24 protein-coding genes and 1 pseudogene are annotated in these 15,232 nt (G+C 59.8%); 2 read left to right on the top strand and 23 right to left on the bottom strand.

Translation table 11 applies throughout. From position 1 onward, the window contains the following. Positions 1-69 precede the first annotated feature (69 nt). The 16 genes from NO887_RS16325 to NO887_RS16250 all read right to left on the bottom strand — a co-directional run bounded on the left by NO887_RS16325 (position 70) and on the right by NO887_RS16250 (position 9,835). Complete coding sequence (locus tag NO887_RS16325; RefSeq protein WP_256419273.1) at positions 70-1,071, bottom strand: DUF6610 family protein; 1,002 nt, start codon at positions 1,069-1,071, stop codon at positions 70-72. 364 nt (positions 1,072-1,435) lie between these two features. Further along, positions 1,436-2,596: a hypothetical protein gene (locus NO887_RS16320; RefSeq protein ID WP_256419272.1), complete on the bottom strand. Its 1,161-nt coding sequence runs from the start codon at positions 2,594-2,596 to the stop codon at positions 1,436-1,438. Between the two features lie 172 nt (positions 2,597-2,768). After that, positions 2,769-3,305 (bottom strand): hypothetical protein, encoded by a 537-nt coding sequence (locus NO887_RS16315; protein ID WP_256419271.1) that lies wholly within the window; start codon positions 3,303-3,305, stop codon positions 2,769-2,771. After that, the gene (locus NO887_RS16310; protein WP_256419270.1) at positions 3,302-3,457 is read right to left on the bottom strand and encodes a hypothetical protein; all 156 of its coding nucleotides are present in this window, start codon (positions 3,455-3,457) and stop codon (positions 3,302-3,304) included. The genes NO887_RS16315 and NO887_RS16310 overlap by 4 nt, the downstream gene beginning before the upstream one ends. Then, complete coding sequence (locus tag NO887_RS16305; RefSeq protein WP_256419269.1) at positions 3,457-4,137, bottom strand: DUF6166 domain-containing protein; 681 nt, start codon at positions 4,135-4,137, stop codon at positions 3,457-3,459. The genes NO887_RS16310 and NO887_RS16305 overlap by 1 nt, the downstream gene beginning before the upstream one ends. Positions 4,138-4,395: 258 nt before the next feature. Further along, the gene (locus NO887_RS16300; protein WP_256419268.1) at positions 4,396-5,472 is read right to left on the bottom strand and encodes an RNA ligase family protein; all 1,077 of its coding nucleotides are present in this window, start codon (positions 5,470-5,472) and stop codon (positions 4,396-4,398) included. A 274-nt stretch (positions 5,473-5,746) separates the two neighbouring features. After that, positions 5,747-6,061: a DUF433 domain-containing protein gene (locus tag NO887_RS16295; RefSeq protein WP_256419267.1), complete on the bottom strand. Its 315-nt coding sequence runs from the start codon at positions 6,059-6,061 to the stop codon at positions 5,747-5,749. Positions 6,062-6,138: 77 nt separating this feature from the next. After that, positions 6,139-6,402 carry an AbrB/MazE/SpoVT family DNA-binding domain-containing protein gene (locus NO887_RS16290; protein ID WP_256419266.1) on the bottom strand — a complete coding sequence of 88 codons (264 nt, stop codon included), beginning with the start codon at positions 6,400-6,402 and terminating at the stop codon, positions 6,139-6,141. A gap of 101 nt (positions 6,403-6,503) precedes the next feature. After that, positions 6,504-6,869 (bottom strand): DUF7568 family protein, encoded by a 366-nt coding sequence (locus NO887_RS16285; protein ID WP_256419265.1) that lies wholly within the window; start codon positions 6,867-6,869, stop codon positions 6,504-6,506. Between the two features lie 2 nt (positions 6,870-6,871). Beyond that, on the bottom strand, positions 6,872-7,171 hold the full coding sequence (locus tag NO887_RS16280; RefSeq protein WP_256419264.1) for a hypothetical protein: 300 nt from the start codon (positions 7,169-7,171) through the stop codon (positions 6,872-6,874). 53 nt (positions 7,172-7,224) lie between these two features. Then, a complete protein-coding gene (locus NO887_RS16275; RefSeq protein WP_256419263.1) occupies positions 7,225-7,446 on the bottom strand; it encodes a DUF8129 domain-containing protein in 222 nt (73 codons plus the stop codon). Positions 7,447-7,531: 85 nt separating this feature from the next. Beyond that, entirely contained in the window at positions 7,532-8,191 is a 660-nt protein-coding gene (locus NO887_RS16270; RefSeq protein WP_256419262.1) for a helix-turn-helix domain-containing protein, read from the bottom strand. A gap of 37 nt (positions 8,192-8,228) precedes the next feature. Next, the gene (locus NO887_RS16265) at positions 8,229-8,501 is read right to left on the bottom strand and encodes a DUF7389 domain-containing protein (protein ID WP_256419261.1); all 273 of its coding nucleotides are present in this window, start codon (positions 8,499-8,501) and stop codon (positions 8,229-8,231) included. Positions 8,502-8,524: 23 nt separating this feature from the next. Beyond that, positions 8,525-8,875 (bottom strand): DUF6166 domain-containing protein, encoded by a 351-nt coding sequence (locus tag NO887_RS16260; RefSeq protein ID WP_379811984.1) that lies wholly within the window; start codon positions 8,873-8,875, stop codon positions 8,525-8,527. Further along, positions 8,872-9,231, bottom strand: a complete 360-nt coding sequence (locus NO887_RS16255) for an HNH endonuclease (protein ID WP_256419322.1) — start codon at positions 9,229-9,231, stop codon at positions 8,872-8,874. Before NO887_RS16255 ends, NO887_RS16260 begins: the two co-directional genes overlap by 4 nt. Positions 9,232-9,439: 208 nt before the next feature. Further along, the gene (locus NO887_RS16250) at positions 9,440-9,835 is read right to left on the bottom strand and encodes a DUF7567 family protein (RefSeq protein ID WP_256419260.1); all 396 of its coding nucleotides are present in this window, start codon (positions 9,833-9,835) and stop codon (positions 9,440-9,442) included. Positions 9,836-9,995: 160 nt separating this feature from the next. On the opposite strand from NO887_RS16250, the gene NO887_RS16245 reads away from it, so the two are divergent. Then, the gene (locus tag NO887_RS16245; RefSeq protein ID WP_256419259.1) at positions 9,996-11,165 is read left to right on the top strand and encodes an ISH3 family transposase; all 1,170 of its coding nucleotides are present in this window, start codon (positions 9,996-9,998) and stop codon (positions 11,163-11,165) included. 200 nt (positions 11,166-11,365) lie between these two features. Here the strand turns inward: NO887_RS16245 and NO887_RS16240 are convergent, their stop codons facing one another. Together NO887_RS16240 and NO887_RS16235 are read right to left on the bottom strand one after the other, a co-directional pair. Next, positions 11,366-11,899, bottom strand: coding sequence for a PIN domain-containing protein (locus NO887_RS16240; RefSeq protein WP_256419258.1), 534 nt, complete (start codon positions 11,897-11,899; stop codon positions 11,366-11,368). Between the two features lie 5 nt (positions 11,900-11,904). Next, positions 11,905-12,492 (bottom strand): DUF7437 domain-containing protein, encoded by a 588-nt coding sequence (locus NO887_RS16235; protein ID WP_256419257.1) that lies wholly within the window; start codon positions 12,490-12,492, stop codon positions 11,905-11,907. Between the two features lie 271 nt (positions 12,493-12,763). Here NO887_RS16235 and NO887_RS16230 point away from each other — a divergent pair, with 271 nt between their 5' ends. Next, positions 12,764-12,886: a hypothetical protein gene (locus NO887_RS16230; RefSeq protein WP_256419256.1), complete on the top strand. Its 123-nt coding sequence runs from the start codon at positions 12,764-12,766 to the stop codon at positions 12,884-12,886. A 23-nt stretch (positions 12,887-12,909) separates the two neighbouring features. On the opposite strand, the pseudogene NO887_RS16225 reads toward NO887_RS16230, so the two are convergent. The 5 genes and pseudogenes from NO887_RS16225 to NO887_RS16205 form a co-directional block, all read right to left on the bottom strand. After that, positions 12,910-13,275, bottom strand: a pseudogene (locus tag NO887_RS16225) (DUF7568 family protein). Between the two features lie 3 nt (positions 13,276-13,278). Continuing rightward, entirely contained in the window at positions 13,279-13,770 is a 492-nt protein-coding gene (locus NO887_RS16220; RefSeq protein WP_256419255.1) for a DUF7995 family protein, read from the bottom strand. 108 nt (positions 13,771-13,878) lie between these two features. Beyond that, positions 13,879-14,316: a DUF8025 family protein gene (locus tag NO887_RS16215; protein ID WP_256419254.1), complete on the bottom strand. Its 438-nt coding sequence runs from the start codon at positions 14,314-14,316 to the stop codon at positions 13,879-13,881. An 85-nt stretch (positions 14,317-14,401) separates the two neighbouring features. After that, on the bottom strand, positions 14,402-14,782 hold the full coding sequence (locus NO887_RS16210; RefSeq protein WP_256419253.1) for a hypothetical protein: 381 nt from the start codon (positions 14,780-14,782) through the stop codon (positions 14,402-14,404). A gap of 92 nt (positions 14,783-14,874) precedes the next feature. Then, a complete protein-coding gene (locus NO887_RS16205; RefSeq protein WP_256419252.1) occupies positions 14,875-15,063 on the bottom strand; it encodes a DUF8012 family protein in 189 nt (62 codons plus the stop codon). Between the last annotated feature and the right edge of the window lie 169 nt (positions 15,064-15,232).

Below are 15,232 nucleotides of genomic sequence, written 5' to 3'. Positions count from 1 at the left end.
ACCTTCTCGGAGGACTCTCTGGATCGAGCCCCCGCCCTCTCCAGGGGGCACGAAAAACAGCACGCTGCGTTACGCCGGCGGGATGTAGACGCTCTGCTCGCCGTCGATTTCCTCGAGGTTGTTTCGATGGCGATGGGTGAAGTAGCAGTCGTAACTGCAGTAGCCACAGACGGCGCCGGTGTCGTATTCGGCGACGAAGGGACCGCGGCGAGTCGTCCAGACGTTCGCTCCGCATTCGGTACAAGCGGCACCATCGAGATCGCTCGGTGCTGGGCCCTCATACTCGACCTCGACGTTGTTGTCCTGTGGTGTCGACTCGGGCCAGACGCCGCGGGACTGCCAGAATTCCTTGACCCGGGCGAGACTGTGGTGGACCGTCTTGCGAACGGTGACGTGGTCGGCGTCGCGACCGCTGTCGTCCCATCCCTCAGCTGTCCAGAACTCCCCGAACTGTGCGCCGCGATGGAGTCCGTTCCAGTCGAGGCCGACGATGTCGGCCGGTGGGTCGTCTGTGAGCGTCGGTCGGGTCAGCTGCTTGATGACGTCGAGTTGTTTCGGTGGGCTTCCGCCGAGGATGTGAACGCGGCGCCCACGCCAGTCGGTCGGCTCGGAGAACTCGTGGGCCAATCGATCGGCGTACCCGCGTGAGTAGCCGAGCACGAGGTCGTCGGGAATCGAGTCGATCACCGCGCGGCACTTCGGGATGATGACGAGTTCTGCATCAGGATAGCTCGCTTGAATCTTGCGCGCTGCGGCCACGTACTCGTCGACGCCATCGGGGTCGTACACGTCCCCAATCACGCCGACCGTGGGTTCGTGTTCGAAAAACCGGGCGACGTACCGCTTGAGGTCGGGATTGCGAAAGTCGTTGTCGAGCATCCCGACGGGGATGTTCAGATCCTGATACTGGGTCTGCTGGTAGCCACAGTCCTCTCGGAACCCGGGCAGAAATCCGAGCTGATACGCATCTAGGGCGAACGGCGCTCGATGAAGGAACGCCACGCTAATGGCTTGTCTGGCGGCGGCGATTTCACGTTTCGTGCCGCTGCTGGGGCTGATTTCAAGCGACATGAATGTGGCTCTGTGAGGGCGAATCCGGCTGCCCTCCACCCTCTCGGAGGGACGAAAGACAGAGCCGCGCTCAACCGTTAACCAACAGCTGTCCCGAAGACCCAGAACTGTTGGTTAATTCGGTGCTCCTCTGGGCCCTGACCCCGCTCTCAGCTACTCGAAAAAGGCGTATGCTCGCGTCACCATTCTGTGGCGACCCCGATACTCACTCGAGTTGGTGCGGATGCACCCGATGACCGCACGGGGCGACCACAGCCTCACTCGGGCCGACGACCGTCACGCTCGTAATCCGCTGGGCACAGACTGGACACTGCTGGTCGGGTTCTCGTCTGTCATCGTAAAAACCCGAACACGCGTGAGTACGCTAGTTCGTCACCTGCTGGAATCGTTCACGAAGCGCGTCTTCACGCTCCTCGAATTGCTCGACGTTCGCCTGCAGGTCGTCACCCACACGTTCGATACTCGCCAGCGCTCGCTCGCCGGCGAGCGAGGACTGGGACCCATCACTGTCCTCAGCGTCCAGCTGCTGTTCGTACCCCTGTTCGGCTCGGTCGACGGTGCCCTCGGGATTGAACAGAATGTCGTTCGCGACGCGGACGTACTGGTCGAGGGACGCTCCCTCTTTCCCCTGGAAGAAATGAGTGAGTGCGTACGTCGCGCCGGAATGCAGTGTCCACATATCGATCTCGAATGGCGACGCCGCGTTCGCCTCGGCATCCTCAGCTGCACGCTCTGCGAGATAGTCCGGAAACCCAAGCAGACTGTAGAATTCCGTGACGGTGAACGGAAGCTCGGCGAAATCGAGGTCGATGTCCTGGGCATCCCGGATGAACTTGAAGAGGTCATCGGCAACGAGTTCGACCTGTGCGAGGATCTCCTCCCACCAGGCCCGGAAGTTTCGAACGTCCCCGACGTGTTTGATGACCTCTTTGTCGGTGATCGAGCGCATCGAATTCGAGCAGTAGCCATCCTGAGCGAACCCTTCGACGTAGACGGCGTGTTCACCGAAGAAGTCGTAGCCGGAGGTCACGCCCATCGTGATCGGATCCGCCCGGCCGGGGAGCCGGACTTCGAGGCCGTCGAACATCACGTCCATATGAACTTCGCCGCCGCCCCGGTAGCGTCGAACCTCGCCGAACATCACGTCCCCGAGCGGCGTCCCGTCGATGGTCTCCTCACGAAGGACCTCTTCCAAGGGCCTGTACACGTCGACAGGGTTGATGATCGCGTAACTGTCCGTAGGGACGTGAAATAATGGATCCACGTCGGGCTCGTCATCTGTCGCGTGGTCACGCGCTCTCGTCGGCTCGACTATGGCGTTGAAGCGCTCCGTTTCGACCCACTCGTCGGAGTAGGGGTTCTGGTAGGCCACTGTCGTCTCGACGGCCTGCGGGAGATCACGGACCGCTTCGGCGAAGGACCTCGCTTCGTCGACCGTTTTCTTCCGGCGGTACCAGTCGGGTAGTTCTGTGTCGGTTCGTCCGTCGACGCCAGCGAACACGGTTCTGGATTCTGGGTCTTTCATTGCAGTCACCTCGAAATCGGCTTCGTCACTCGCGACGGCGCTCTCATCACGCGCCCTGCGCCCCTCTCACGGGCGCAAAAACAGCCACCTCTTAACCAACACTTCACCCAAGAATCCAGCGCTGTTGGTTAATCGTCTGAATGGCCTCGATACCCGGCTTCACCTCCTGATCTCATCCCTCGGGGTGACGTCGCCGGCGCACCTGCTCAGGATTCGGTACCCAGGGATGGGCGTCCCAGCAGTGGAGAGCATGGTCTCGTGCCGTGTCGAACAGCGCCTCGCACGACCCACACATGTAGGTCGTCTCGGGCCAGCGTTCGGTGACGAACATTGCTGTCACCGTCGATCTGATCGGATCGGGTGCGGCTGACCGCTGGACGTAGTCGTATCCGATCACCGTCCGTCGACGAAGCGCCGACTGCGCTAGCCGTTCAGGCCGGTCTGCTGGGAGATACACCCAGCGGACGAACGCTTCTTCCGAGTCTTTCGCCGACGGTTGGAGGATGAACCACCGATCATGGTCGTCGCGGAAGAGATACCGCTCTCTTCCCCGATTCTGGAGATAGAGCGGATCACCGCGACCGGGAATCACTCGCAGACCGATGGACGGAGAGATCGGGGTGAGGAGTCGCTCTTCCAGCGTGAGCGAGCGGGACTCACCGGACGATGTCTCGATCGCGAACTCGTCGAGCGTCGCATCGCCGGTCATGATTCGTCTGGATTCGTCTCATCTGTGGCTTCTTCCGCTGTTCGCTCGTGCCGGTCGTTGTATCGCTCGAGTTCCCGGCCGATCCGCTCCAGCGCCTCGACAGCGCGTTTGATGAGCTGGTACGTAGTTCGCGAGAGTCGGACGTTCTCCATTAGATATCCTCCTGGGGTTCGACGAGGTCGTTGCTCTCAGCGACGAGTTCCTGGACGGCGGGAGCAGGGTCGTTCTCGATGGGGAGGGTCCGATGATCGAGCGGGGCGGGATACGCCCGGTCGCCCTGCGCGCAGAGGATGATCAACCACTCCTCGCTCCCGTCGCCGAGGACGACGTAGTGGTCGATGTCCCGCCGCTGGAAGACCGCCCGATCTTCCCGACTCACGGCACTCCAGTTCGCGGGCAGCGACGGCTTCCCACCATCCGGCGTGAGTGTGTGGTGATCCTCACACTCAGCGAGTGCCGTTTCGATATCGTCTCCGGTGAGGTGCCAGCAGTCGGCCGGGCCCTCACACACGAGCTGACTGATCACCTCATTCCGGAACTGGATGTAGTGTTGCTGGGCGACGCTCTCATCGTCGGTATAATCGAGGAGGAGTGCACAGGCGAGTTGCGCCGGGCCGCTCCCCACGTAGCCCCAGTCGAATCCCGCCGGGCTATGTCGCACGAGGTCGAGGCTTCGATCCGGAGTGAGGCGTTCGTGTGCAGTGAGGTTCAGCACCACTGGCGTTCCGTCGACGCGCATCCCGACGTACTCGACGTGGTCTGTGTTCGTCTGGTATCGCTTACTTGCATCCTGTACCTCCGCTCGTTGGTCGGTAGTCGAGTTCGTCTCCATCGGTTGAACGCGGGCGTTCGGATGCCCCGCACCCCTCTCGGGGGGTCGAAAAACCACCACCGGCTAGTAGCTCCTCAGCATTGCTCCAAAGTTAGAACTCAGACTATTATAGTTCAGACTATAACATTTCCCTCTCTACCCGGTAGTCAATTATCGGCCTCGGAGAGACGCTGACTGGCAGCTAGTGCGCCGACGAGCGTGTGCAGCTCCCCCATCAGTAGCTGCACAACGGAGACTGCCTCTTCAGCTGACACGCTCTTACCGTTCGACGTTCTGTACGATGGCTTGCTGACGCCAGTGTTCGTCGGTGGTGACGTGGTTCTCACGAACGTACTTCCCCAATCGAGATTCGAACTGGCCGTAATGGAACGGCAGGGCCGACCGAATCACGATCCCTTCGTGTCCGTTCTGAATGAGGCGGTCTGCCTCTGGGTAGATCTCGTAGACCTGGTCCGGATATTCGAACACGCGTTTGTCTACCACCGGCACGGTCTCAGCCCCGATTTTCGCGGCCCACTCTTCGACTTCCGGCCACGACAACCAGATGTCGAAGCGGTTGTCGTACACGCCGAACACTTGGAAGTAGTTCCGGACCGGATCAGCGTGGTCATCGCACTCTGGGTCGTCACAGTCTTCTCGATCGCCGTAGTGGATGGAGTGCCGCGCAAAGAGCCATTCTCCGCAGATCTGGATGTGGGGTGGGATCTTGCCGCCGTATTGTTCTCGGTTCCGTTTTTTCAGCAGGTCGAACGAGTCGTGGGTCGCGTGTTTCCCGTTGCGAGCGGCGACACCGTGCGCTGGGCGGTGTCGGCTCGGATCTGGCATGATCTCCGGCGGGCGAGTGATCATCGCGTTGCTCCCGTCCATTTTCACGGTCACGACGACGGGCAGGTCCGGCTCCATGTCGCACACGAACTGTTGGAGTTCTTGGTGGGAGTAGTCGTTTCGTCGGTGCTCTTGGTCGGGTGAATCGGGCAGGTGTCCGGTTGAGGGGTATTTGATGAGATCGCGTGTCAGTTCTTTCTCTGACGGAACCTGGAGTTCATTGCCCCATTTGGTGGCGTGCTCGGACATGCCGTCTGGTGTGAGCGGCTGCAGGTCGAGCCACCGCCAGAAGGCCTGCGGCGGGATGTAGTCCGCCTCGGCTAGCTGGTGGTGGGCGTTGCAGACGCTCGCGCCGTTGCGCTTGTAATACCCGCCGTCGCTCCATTCGGCGCGTTCGATGATGTGATGGACATCGTCAGCGGTGTTAGTGCACCAGGGAACGACGCAAGTGCCTGCGTCGCGGTCTCGGCACTGGTCTCTGAACTCTTTCCGGGCCAGTGGTTGTGTCATATATTTCGGGGTGTGGTGGAGGTGTACCTGTGCGGTGGTACCTTCGTCGAGAAGATGTTCCATCCACAGCCCCGACAGCGTGCTCAAGGTGTAGTATCGGCGCTGTTTTCAGGAACGAACGGGGCGCTCGAAGGTCATCGTATGCCTCCGTACCCGCTCAGAGAGTATAAATCTCCGTTCTTCTGATCGTGCACCGTCCGAATTCGTTCAACCGACGCCCCTCCGGCGAGCATCTAACTGTCGTTCTTGTTAGCGAGCAGCTCCATCGATAAGGTCAGACGCTATTCTCGGGGGTGATACGGGTCGCCGCCGTCTCTTCGGAGACTGCCTGATTTCGAGCCTCAATCTCTCGCATCTCCTCGGGATTACTGAAGGCGTAGGCGAGGGCGGCGTGGACCTCGGCCACCGAGATGTCGTAGCTGCTCGCGATTGCTTCGGGCGTTTCGTCGCCCTCCACGTACCGCTGATAGACCTGATAGACCCCAATGCGGCGGTCCTCAATACGGGGGTCGCCACCAAGGACGCCGTCGGTTTTCACGATCTGCGGCATCGCGCTGTCGGAGCCCGATGTGAAGCCTGTTCCAGCCATTGTTCTTCAGATCCTCTCTGTGCTAATAGTGGGTAGAGACTAATAACAGTCGGGCTCCGGGGGTGGGACGCCCGGATTCATCTGTCGTCGCTCCGTGCATCCTGCACCAACTGGGTGACCTCCTCTATGGAGAGGTCGACCGTCTCAGCGCGCTCCTCGACCCGCTGCTGGAACTCCTCGACAGAGGGGAGTTCGAGTTTCTTCAGCACGATCCCGTAGTCCGTCGGGACAACCATCAACTTCGTGCCTTGTTCGAGGCCGAACTGTTCGCGAAGCCGACTCGGGATCGTGATCTGTCCCTTTGCGGTAACCGTCGCGACGTCAGGATCACCAGTACCCATTGGAACTCCTGTGTAAGAATTCCTTACACCGGGAGTTGAATGCTCCGATCAGTACAGATCATCCCAGCGGTTCGTCGTCTTGTACTCATATCGGTCGAGAATTAGCGTTCGGGACCGTACACGATTGCTGAACGACTCTCGTAGCCACACTCCCGGCACTCGAACCACCGTTGAATCTTCGCGCCGTCAGCACTCTTCTGGCCGACGACGACCTCGTCGTTCGGGCACTCTGGACAGCGGAGCTCCGGCTGGGAACGCTTTTTGAGTTCGTCCCGAAGCGATGAGCCCTTCTTCGTCTCGAAGCCGCGCGACCACACCGGATAGCCCTCGACGAGGATTGCGGCCCGCCATTTGTGGACGTACGACTCCGGCGCTCGGTGTAGTACCGCTCGAGCGTTGGTCTCTGTATGTCGGTACGCCAGGGTCGTTGTACGGCTCTCTCGCGTCCAATTGGTGAGTCGTGTCATGATTACTCCTCGAAGAGACAGCGATCCGCTGCGTCGTCGCCGGCGAGCGTCTGCTGGTCCTCGGCCGTATCCGCGAAGAGATTCGACTGATCGCCTTCTTCTGAGTGCTTGACTTCGGGTCGGTCGTCGACGCCGAACTCACTCGCTTTCGGTCGATCAAGCCGTGAATCACGGTCGCGGTGATCCACGTCGGCACCGAAGTCCTCGAGGGAGGTTTCGACGCTCGTCTCAGTCACTTCGAGTTGGCCATCGTCACCGAACGCGGTCTGTCGTTGAATTTCGATTTCAGGTCGCTCGCTCATTTGAATCGAGCCTCCACCCACCGAGGCTCCGACAAACAACCCCAGCTGTCGCGTCAGTCGTTCTGTGAGCGGATTTCGCTGGCCCGATCTTCGAGCCGGCGGAGGATCTGGACGCGCTGCTGGTTCGCGTTCTCGTAGGCGACGCACGCTCGCAACGTCTCCATATCGTGAATCGTCACGATGCCGGCGTTGATGAGTCGGGTGTTTGGTGGTTCAAGACGCTGTTGCGGTGTGAGACCGTCTGATTCGACGGATAGATTCGACGAGTCGCTCATTTTGTTCGCCTCCGCCCTCTCAAGGCGACAACAAACAGTGGCCAGGCCACTCCCAGTCGAAGAATTTCCTTGTCAGAACTCCAAGTTAGCTTGGACAGTAGTTCGCGTCAGTGTCGACGGTGTCGTACATGCGGCCGAGCATGTCGAGCGCTGACTGGAAGTGCGCGTAGTGCTCGTTTGCGAACGCCACAGTTTCTTTGAGTGGGATGACGGGTCGTCCGTCGACCATCTCAGCCTCGATTTCTGAACAGGGCTCGAGAACGATCTGGATGGCATCGTCGAATTCGTCCGCAGGTTGGCGTTCCTCCGCAGTCGGAATCCCAAATCGGTCGAAGAACGCCGTCCAGGCGTCGAGGTCGGGCTCGTGGACGGCGATGAACAGCGGATAGTCCTCCGGCTCGCGAGCGACCTGGTAGCCACCGCGAGTCCAGACGTAGACTGCATCGATAGCGGTGAATGCGTAGTCCATGCCGGCGAACTGCGGAAGGACGTACCCCTCCGGAATTGACGGCGGCGAGGTAGCCGCTGCTGCGGCCAGGAACTCGAGCCCGACATCGCGGATCGTCTGATCGAGGAGTTGGAGGCCATCATCGTACGCGACGTACCCAGCCTCCTCGAGACGGTTCACGACGCGCCGGATTGTCTCCCGGTTCTCGTCGATCTTCCGTGCGACGCCCGAGATGGAATCCCCCGAGTCGAGCGCGAGGATGACCTTGAGCTCCTTCTCACCGCATACTTCGTACATTCTATAGTTACACAAATTTGTGCAACAGACAAAAGTATTACTCTTCGTGTGAGTCTGTTGGCTGGATCTGGCGGGCGTCCTCTGCGAGATCGTGGATGTATTCTCGGAGGATTTCCATGTCCTCGCGGGCGTCTTCGAGCGTCTTGCCTTTCGCCTTCGCGACGATCTTGTCCTGGTCACGGGTGCCGGTGCCACGAGTGAGCTTCACGGTAAGTGAGACGCCGACGTCACTGCGCTTGACATACTCCGTTTGTTTCGGCTGCTCACTGGATTCGGCATCCGCACGAGATGGCTGGGTGTGTTCTGACATGGATTACTCTCGGTGATTGGTTCTTAGATGGTCGGTGCGACCGACTCGTCAGGCGTTTCGTGAAGGACTGCGTCGATCTCGCTGGCGGTGAGTCGCCAGCGTTCACCAGACCCAGCGCAGTCCAGCTGGCTCACGACCTCGGTTTTGAATGCCTGGTAGTGGTCGAGGGCGAACGCTTCGTCACCCGTGTAGTCGAGGAGGAGCGCGAGCGCGAGCTGTGCTGGGCCGCTGCCACAGTATCCAACCTCGAATCCGCTCGGACTGTGATTTGTGAGTTCCAGGCTTCGATCAGGCGTTACCCGCGTTCCTTCTGGTACCCGCATAACGACTAGTCGGCCTTGCCGCCGTTCCCCGATGTAGGCCTCAGGTGTCATTTGAATCGCCCCCGGTCATCGCGTTCCCGATTTGAGTAGATGAGTTCCTCGGATGGTGGTCGTATGTCCGTCCCAAACCCGTGTCGTTGGGCGTGTTCACCTCGACTTAGGAGTTCGAGATTCCTTGGTCGGTTGTCGAACCGGATCCCATTTCGATGATGTACGTGTTTCCCGGCGACGGCGTCGAATCCATGCTCTGCGACCATCACTAGTCGATGGATTCCAACTGAATCGGTTGTTCCACGGTGGTTCGACGCGCATATTACGTAACCACGGTCAGTAAAGACAGCCGGATGAAGGCGTCTATTCGTGGCTGCCTCGTAGGCACTACGACGAGGGATATCGAAGCGATCCATCCACTTCCAGACCGTCGCTTGATCACAATCCCATTCGTCGGCGATCTCGTTCGTGCTCAAGTGCTGCTCCCAGTAGAGTTCCTGGAGGAGCGATTCGTCTCTCCATGGTGTTTCTGTACTAGTCATGAGTTGTTCGACGGTAGACGCCGTTTCAAGCGCCCCCGCACCCCTCAGGGGGCGACAAACAGCCACGGTGACTGCGTTCCCCCTACGCGAGGTGGGAGATCTCTGCCGGTTCGTCGACGTCGTCGAACTCGCCTCGTTCGACCGGCTCCCAGTCCTCACCCGGTTCTGGACTCCACCAGTCGACCTCGTAGGCGTCTGGTGCGCCGAAGACTTTCACCCGCGCCGACCCGTCGGGCAGGTCGCGACGCAACTTCTCGTCGACGTGGAGGTTCCACGTTGAGTGGGTGTCGAAGCAGGCGAGGACGGCTTCCTCGTAGCCGCGTGTCTCTCGGGATTCTTGGAGTTCGACCTGCGTGTTACAGTTCTTGCAGAACACGCCCTCGAATGGGATGTGGGTGAAGACCTCGTGCCCGCAAACGGGACACCAGAGGCACTCGAACAGTGCGTCGCTGTGGCGGTCGATGACTTCCAGACTCATCTGTGGATCTGGCCCGATTGCGACGGGCCACCCATTTCGGCCCAGAAATAAACGTCACTGGGCCTGTTGAAATCCGCCAGCGCCAACAGTTTCTCTCCCTCAATTGCGTAGGTATCAGTACCTCACAAAGCCCGTTAGTTGAGAGTCTGCTTGTTGAGGTGTGTCCAAGCACCAGCAGCAAGCAGACGGTGAAATCCATGAGGACCAGCTCCTTAACTTTCTCGTCAACACGCTTGACGAGGAAGTTTCGCTCAGCCTCGGTAACAACGCAGAAATTGATTCTGAAGACATCTATGAGGTCCTCGTCGGCGCTTGCGCCGACGGGACCTCAATCTCCGAACTCTGTGAATCCAGTGACGACTCACCCCACGAAAACACGGTTCTGTACCATCTCCGCGAGAAACTTGACTTCACGTCGGTTGAACGAGTCGGTAACGCGCTTCTCCAGAAGGACGTGCTGGAGATCCTCCCTGAGCAGGTGGAGGTCGTCGCCGACCTCCACCTGCGGCCCTACTACGGTGACGAAGACGAGACAGACGGTCTCTATCATTCAGAAGCCAAGCGTGGAACGACCGCGTTCCACGCCTACGCCACCCTCTACGCGCGTGTGAAGAACAAACGCTACACGCTGGCGGTGCGCCGTCTCGTTGACGGCGACACCGCCAGCAGTGTCCTCGCAGAGTTTCTCGGGCTTCTTGACGGCCTTGACCTCAGCGTCAAGGCCGTCTATCTTGATCGGGAATTCTACGATAGCAAGTGTCTCACGCTGCTTCAGGCACACAACCACGCCTATGTAATGCCGATCGTCCGGTGGGGAAAGACGATCAAGCAGGAACTCTCGGAAGGATGGAGCCGCGTCATCCAACACGACCTGACGGCGAAACTCGACGGTCACAGCTGGACCGTCGAGTTTCCCGTCTACATCGACTGTACGTACCTGAATGGACGGTACGACGAGAACGGCGTTGCGCGTCACGGCTACGCCGCTGACGCGCCGTTCATCGACACGCCACGCGAGGCTCGATACCACTACGCCAAACGCTTCGGTATCGAGGCCAGCTATCGGCTCTCCAAACAAAGTATCGCAAGCACGACAACGCAAAATCCGGTCGTACGGCTGTTGTACGTCGTGGTGAGCTTGCTGTTACAGAACGTGTGGCGGTATCTGCACTGGGAGTACGTGGCGACGCCGCGCCGTGGCGGGCGTCGCCTCTGGAAGTGGCCGTTCACGGAGTTCATCAGGATGGTGTGCCGGGCAGCGTGGACGGCCCTCGCGGTGCGTCGGGCCGTCCCCGCAAACCGGCCACCTGACGACCGGTTCCACCGGTAACTCCCGACCAAGTACGCCTCAACGTGAGTGGCAACGCCGTCGCGTCGGCGGCAGCCGCCGCCGACAGCGACAGCTCTCGGTCGGTTCGCCCAAGATTCTCTCGTCGAGACCGCCAGTACAACCGCTCCGTCACAGAACTCAGGTTTCAGAAACAGCTAGCCGAGGATGCTTTGTGAGGTACTGAGGTATAGGGGAAGAGATTATCCAGAGAACTGATACCGATTTTCGACAGACGTGACGAAGTCGAAGGCCTTGACGAGCTGAACCGGGTCTTCGTAGCCGTGCTGTGAGAGGGCTCGTTCAATCCCGCGGAACGCCGGTAAGTCATTCGTGTAGATGGCGATCGAGTCTGTCCCTCCCTGTTCGAGGAGTGTTGCTGCCGCCCCACCAACTTCCGCATCTGCTTGCTCTATCGTGTGCTCGGGACGGTCGGTGGCGGCAGCAATATACTGGCGAACCATATCCATCGTCGCTGAAACGACCGGATTAGAATAGTCAACCTCCTCAAGCAGCTGTACCCAGCCAGCTTCGATTGCATCCTCTATTGGAGGAGTCCCGTGGGGATAGGATTCGGGCGTGAGTTCGTCGTATACTCGTGTGGGCAGGAGGAGGACGACATTCTGCTCGGTGACAGCCCGCTCAAGCAGGTCGACGGTGTCGTGGCGCTCGAACCGGATGAAGAGGTTCGCGTCGATGATATGGCTCTCGACAGACGGGAAGTGGTGCGCTGACACGGTTACTACTCGTCCAGGCGTTCATCGACGGCAGCATCAAGCTCCTCGATGTCGAGGCTCGTAGCGGTATCGGGCTCAGTCTCCAGAATGATCTCCTGGAGTTCTTGGAGGATGGTTTCCGCTTCGAGAACAGGGATATCCTGTTCACGGGCCATAATCCGGGCGTTCATTTTCGACTGCGTGTACGCTCGAGCGTATTCGATCGCCGTTGCGAGTCCGCTGACACCGTGGCGGTCGATGTAGAGGCTGAGATTCTCGTTCGACTGGTGTTCGGCGAGGGCGACCAGAAGTGTCGGAGTGATCTGGAAGGTCTCCCCGCCGGCCTGGATCGTCATATCGACGCGACTTGCTCGATAGCGGTGAGGCTGCGTCTCCGTGACACGCTCCAGAAGGCCGATCTCCACGAGATGCTTGACATCCTCGTAGACGGTTGTCGTCGAGCTCTCGATGCCCTCGGCCAGTTCCTCGACAGTTGGAGAGTCGTGTTCGAGGACACGGCTATAGAGCTGGGCGAGCCGGTCGTTCCGAATCACGTCGGAGACGGCCAGCATCGTATCAAGGGGGTGTGAATGTGAGATGGCGGATTCTGCCATGTATTTCAATTTTCGCGGAATCCTAAAAACTCTATCGATGGTATGAGGTCACGGTAGAGGACGGGACTCTAGTGATATCTGTACGAGTCCGGGGCACGGTGTAGCAGCCGTATTTCTCAAGTGGAATTTCGGCCTCGGTCGTCGCGATGCCGTGCGTCCAGATCTGGTTGCGAATGGTGCACGCACTTTTCAGGAATTTCGTCGTCAGGGATGTTACTTGGTGCTGTACTGCCGGTAAAGGTTTATCAGACTACACTGTGTCTGGTTTTGTATGTCCGCTCCCACAGCCGAAGAAGCCGGAGACGAAGACGGTAATGGGTCTCCTGAAGCTGTTTCTGCTGAGGAGGCACTTGAGATGCTGCCTGACGAAGACGAATTCGAGACCGAATTTTAACACGGTAAAGACGGGTATGTCCGTCAGCGCTCGGCGCCGTACACGATCTTTGAGGACGCTTCGTATCCACAGTTTCGACACTCGAACCAGCGCCGGACCTTCACACCGTCAGCCGATTTACCACCGACTACCACGTCGCCGTCCAGACACTCCGGACAACTCATCTCGGGAGCAGGTTGGTCGCGGAGAACGTTCCTGAACGCTTTCGCGTCCTTCGTCTCGTATCCACGCGACCATACCGGATAGCCGTCGACGAGGATTGCGCCACGCCATTTGTACCGGTAGGAGTCCGGCGCTCGATGTAGGACGGCTCGGGCTCCAGTCTCGGTATTCCGGAAAGCAAGCGCCGGAGTGCGGCTCTCGCGTCGCTAGTTGATGATACGGGACATCTGCTAGAAGTGGACGTCGGCGGGCACGATCCAGAGCTCCTCGCTCTCGTCGAGGATTCGGTCCAGCTGGCCGCGATGGCGAATCCCGCTCGCGTGTTCGTCGTACAGGAACACGGAAGGGCCGTCGTACGCGCCGACCTGGTGGAAGGCGTGGCGGGCGAGATCCTCGTCGCGCATGATCGCTTCATCGCTGAGGTCGTCGAGCGCCTCCTTCACCCGGTCGAGATTCCGCTGGAACTCCTCCTCGGTCGCCTCCCACCCGCGTTCGAGCAGCTCACCGCCTTCATCGGAGTCCACAGGTGCCGCGACCGGCAGGTCACCCCATCGGGCCGAGCCGGCGACCGATGTCCCTTCTTCATCGAACGCGACGTAGTAGTCGAAGACGGCGCTGGCGTGTGGCACGGCGCCGACGAGTCGATCGAACACCGTCTTTCCGGTGGCGAGTGCGTCGTCTTCTGTCGATGCCTCTACGAGCGTGTAAATGACCATGTGCATTGGGTCTCACCTTGGGCTGCCGACGCCCCTGACTGTACCCTGCCTCACTCCTGGGTGCGCCGGCACCCATCGCCGGCGCTCGATAAACGCCGCCGGAAGCAGCACTCGCTAGCCGTCGTCTCGCTCCGATTCATTCACTTCCTCGACGGTGATCGTCAGGTCCCCGGTTGTATAGTTCGCCTCGAACGAAACCACGAACCCATCCGACTCTTCGGCGGCGTGGTAGGCGCGGTGGCGTTTGAGCGATCCTGTCGCCTTGAAGTGGAAGAATGCGGCTGCCGTGTACGGTTTGCTTGCGGTCTCGATCTGTGTTTCGACCGATGCCGACAGGGCGATCTGTGGCGTGTCGGTGTCGATACTCGATGCGAAGGCTTGAGCTTCGTCGACGGTGGCTTGCGAATGCTCGGGTGTCTCACCGGTCAAGACGTTCACGGGTGTCTCCGTCTCATCGGTGAACAGGACATCTTCGTAGGTTCGTGTTCCGAGGATCGCCTCGGGGCCTAGCTCACAGTCTTCGAACGGGTCGTCGGTAGTTTGTTCGGACATAGTTTCACGACCGCCCCCGCGAGGGGGCTCAGCCCTTCAGCCCCCGATATACTCTTCTAGACACACGCGGCGGGTTGGCCAGTAGCTACTCGTCGATCGGCTCGAGGCTGCTGAGGTCCGCGTGCAGAACCTCGCCGTCGCGAACGACGTACCGCTTCGCCAGGACTGGGAAGCGGCATTTCGTGAACCCGGCCGTCTGAATATCGAGTTCCTCGTCGACCTCAAGGTGGTCGGCGACTTCTCGCAGGAACTCGTGGGTCACGATTCCGCCGTCGTAGTCGGGGAGGCCGTTCTCCCTGGCTTCGTACACCTCGAAGTCGTCGTGTCCCCAGATGGTGAGCTCGCCCTCTTCGGTGACCTCCCAGTTGAGCGTCCCGAAGCAGTAGGTCTCGCAGAGCTCACGAACTGCCTGCGGATCCGATACGATCGCGCCAGTCGACGTTGTCGCCGCTTGTAGTGTCGCCATGTCTGGACCTCACGGGGTATCCCCCGCACCCCCTTTCGGGGGCGAAAAAACACGTTCAGGAGTGCCCCTGTGACCGGGGACGGAGACGTCGGTTAGGAGTCTGCTTGGGCGTCTGCCCTGTCACCGTTGGCCGGTCGAGTGAGGAGACTCACCTCTTCCAGGAGGTCTCTCGCTGTCTCGACTCGTTCCTGATCTGCATCGTCCAGTCGGTCGATATCCAATCGATTGAGGTTACTGAGCACGCAATGCATCCGGTAGCCCTGTTTGAACTGTTTCTCCATCGGAAGCGCCTCACGGCTCGCCGGCGCAGATAGACCTCATTCTGTCAATCTTGCCGGTCTCAACGGCGGGTAGTGCGTCGCTCTTGTGTAGAGCTGCGGAAAGACGATTTGACATTTTGAGTTCCTTCCGCCTTCCGGCGATCTAAGTCTCAATCCACTCACTTGAGTC

This window comes from Halorubrum laminariae (assembly GCF_024494655.1).
GTDB lineage: Archaea > Halobacteriota > Halobacteria > Halobacteriales > Haloferacaceae > Halorubrum > Halorubrum laminariae.
The sequence above is the reverse complement of the archived record's forward strand: the minus strand, read 5'-3'. Positions and strand labels throughout refer to the sequence as shown.

What these genes read in the sequence shown, in the direction of transcription:
- NO887_RS16265 (WP_256419261.1), bottom strand. Translation starts at nt 8,501, where the DNA reads ATGTCAGAACACACCCAGCCATCTCGTGCGGATGCCGAATCCAGTGAG.
- NO887_RS16250 (WP_256419260.1), bottom strand. Translation starts at nt 9,835, where the DNA reads ATGAGTCTGGAAGTCATCGACCGCCACAGCGACGCACTGTTCGAGTGC.
- NO887_RS16235 (WP_256419257.1), bottom strand. Translation starts at nt 12,492, where the DNA reads ATGGCAGAATCCGCCATCTCACATTCACACCCCCTTGATACGATGCTG.
- NO887_RS16210 (WP_256419253.1), bottom strand. Translation starts at nt 14,782, where the DNA reads ATGGCGACACTACAAGCGGCGACAACGTCGACTGGCGCGATCGTATCG.
- NO887_RS16260 (WP_379811984.1), bottom strand. Translation starts at nt 8,875, where the DNA reads ATGACACCTGAGGCCTACATCGGGGAACGGCGGCAAGGCCGACTAGTC.
- NO887_RS16320 (WP_256419272.1), bottom strand. Translation starts at nt 2,596, where the DNA reads ATGAAAGACCCAGAATCCAGAACCGTGTTCGCTGGCGTCGACGGACGA.
- NO887_RS16205 (WP_256419252.1), bottom strand. Translation starts at nt 15,063, where the DNA reads ATGGAGAAACAGTTCAAACAGGGCTACCGGATGCATTGCGTGCTCAGT.
- NO887_RS16280 (WP_256419264.1), bottom strand. Translation starts at nt 7,171, where the DNA reads ATGAGCGAGCGACCTGAAATCGAAATTCAACGACAGACCGCGTTCGGT.
- NO887_RS16275 (WP_256419263.1), bottom strand. Translation starts at nt 7,446, where the DNA reads ATGAGCGACTCGTCGAATCTATCCGTCGAATCAGACGGTCTCACACCG.
- NO887_RS16290 (WP_256419266.1), bottom strand. Translation starts at nt 6,402, where the DNA reads ATGGGTACTGGTGATCCTGACGTCGCGACGGTTACCGCAAAGGGACAG.
- NO887_RS16215 (WP_256419254.1), bottom strand. Translation starts at nt 14,316, where the DNA reads ATGTCCGAACAAACTACCGACGACCCGTTCGAAGACTGTGAGCTAGGC.
- NO887_RS16315 (WP_256419271.1), bottom strand. Translation starts at nt 3,305, where the DNA reads ATGACCGGCGATGCGACGCTCGACGAGTTCGCGATCGAGACATCGTCC.
- NO887_RS16230 (WP_256419256.1), top strand. Translation starts at nt 12,764, where the DNA reads ATGTCCGCTCCCACAGCCGAAGAAGCCGGAGACGAAGACGGTAATGGG.
- NO887_RS16295 (WP_256419267.1), bottom strand. Translation starts at nt 6,061, where the DNA reads ATGGCTGGAACAGGCTTCACATCGGGCTCCGACAGCGCGATGCCGCAG.
- NO887_RS16285 (WP_256419265.1), bottom strand. Translation starts at nt 6,869, where the DNA reads ATGACACGACTCACCAATTGGACGCGAGAGAGCCGTACAACGACCCTG.
- NO887_RS16300 (WP_256419268.1), bottom strand. Translation starts at nt 5,472, where the DNA reads ATGACACAACCACTGGCCCGGAAAGAGTTCAGAGACCAGTGCCGAGAC.
- NO887_RS16270 (WP_256419262.1), bottom strand. Translation starts at nt 8,191, where the DNA reads ATGTACGAAGTATGCGGTGAGAAGGAGCTCAAGGTCATCCTCGCGCTC.
- NO887_RS16305 (WP_256419269.1), bottom strand. Translation starts at nt 4,137, where the DNA reads ATGGAGACGAACTCGACTACCGACCAACGAGCGGAGGTACAGGATGCA.
- NO887_RS16255 (WP_256419322.1), bottom strand. Translation starts at nt 9,231, where the DNA reads ATGGATCGCTTCGATATCCCTCGTCGTAGTGCCTACGAGGCAGCCACG.
- NO887_RS16220 (WP_256419255.1), bottom strand. Translation starts at nt 13,770, where the DNA reads ATGCACATGGTCATTTACACGCTCGTAGAGGCATCGACAGAAGACGAC.
- NO887_RS16325 (WP_256419273.1), bottom strand. Translation starts at nt 1,071, where the DNA reads ATGTCGCTTGAAATCAGCCCCAGCAGCGGCACGAAACGTGAAATCGCC.
- NO887_RS16310 (WP_256419270.1), bottom strand. Translation starts at nt 3,457, where the DNA reads ATGGAGAACGTCCGACTCTCGCGAACTACGTACCAGCTCATCAAACGC.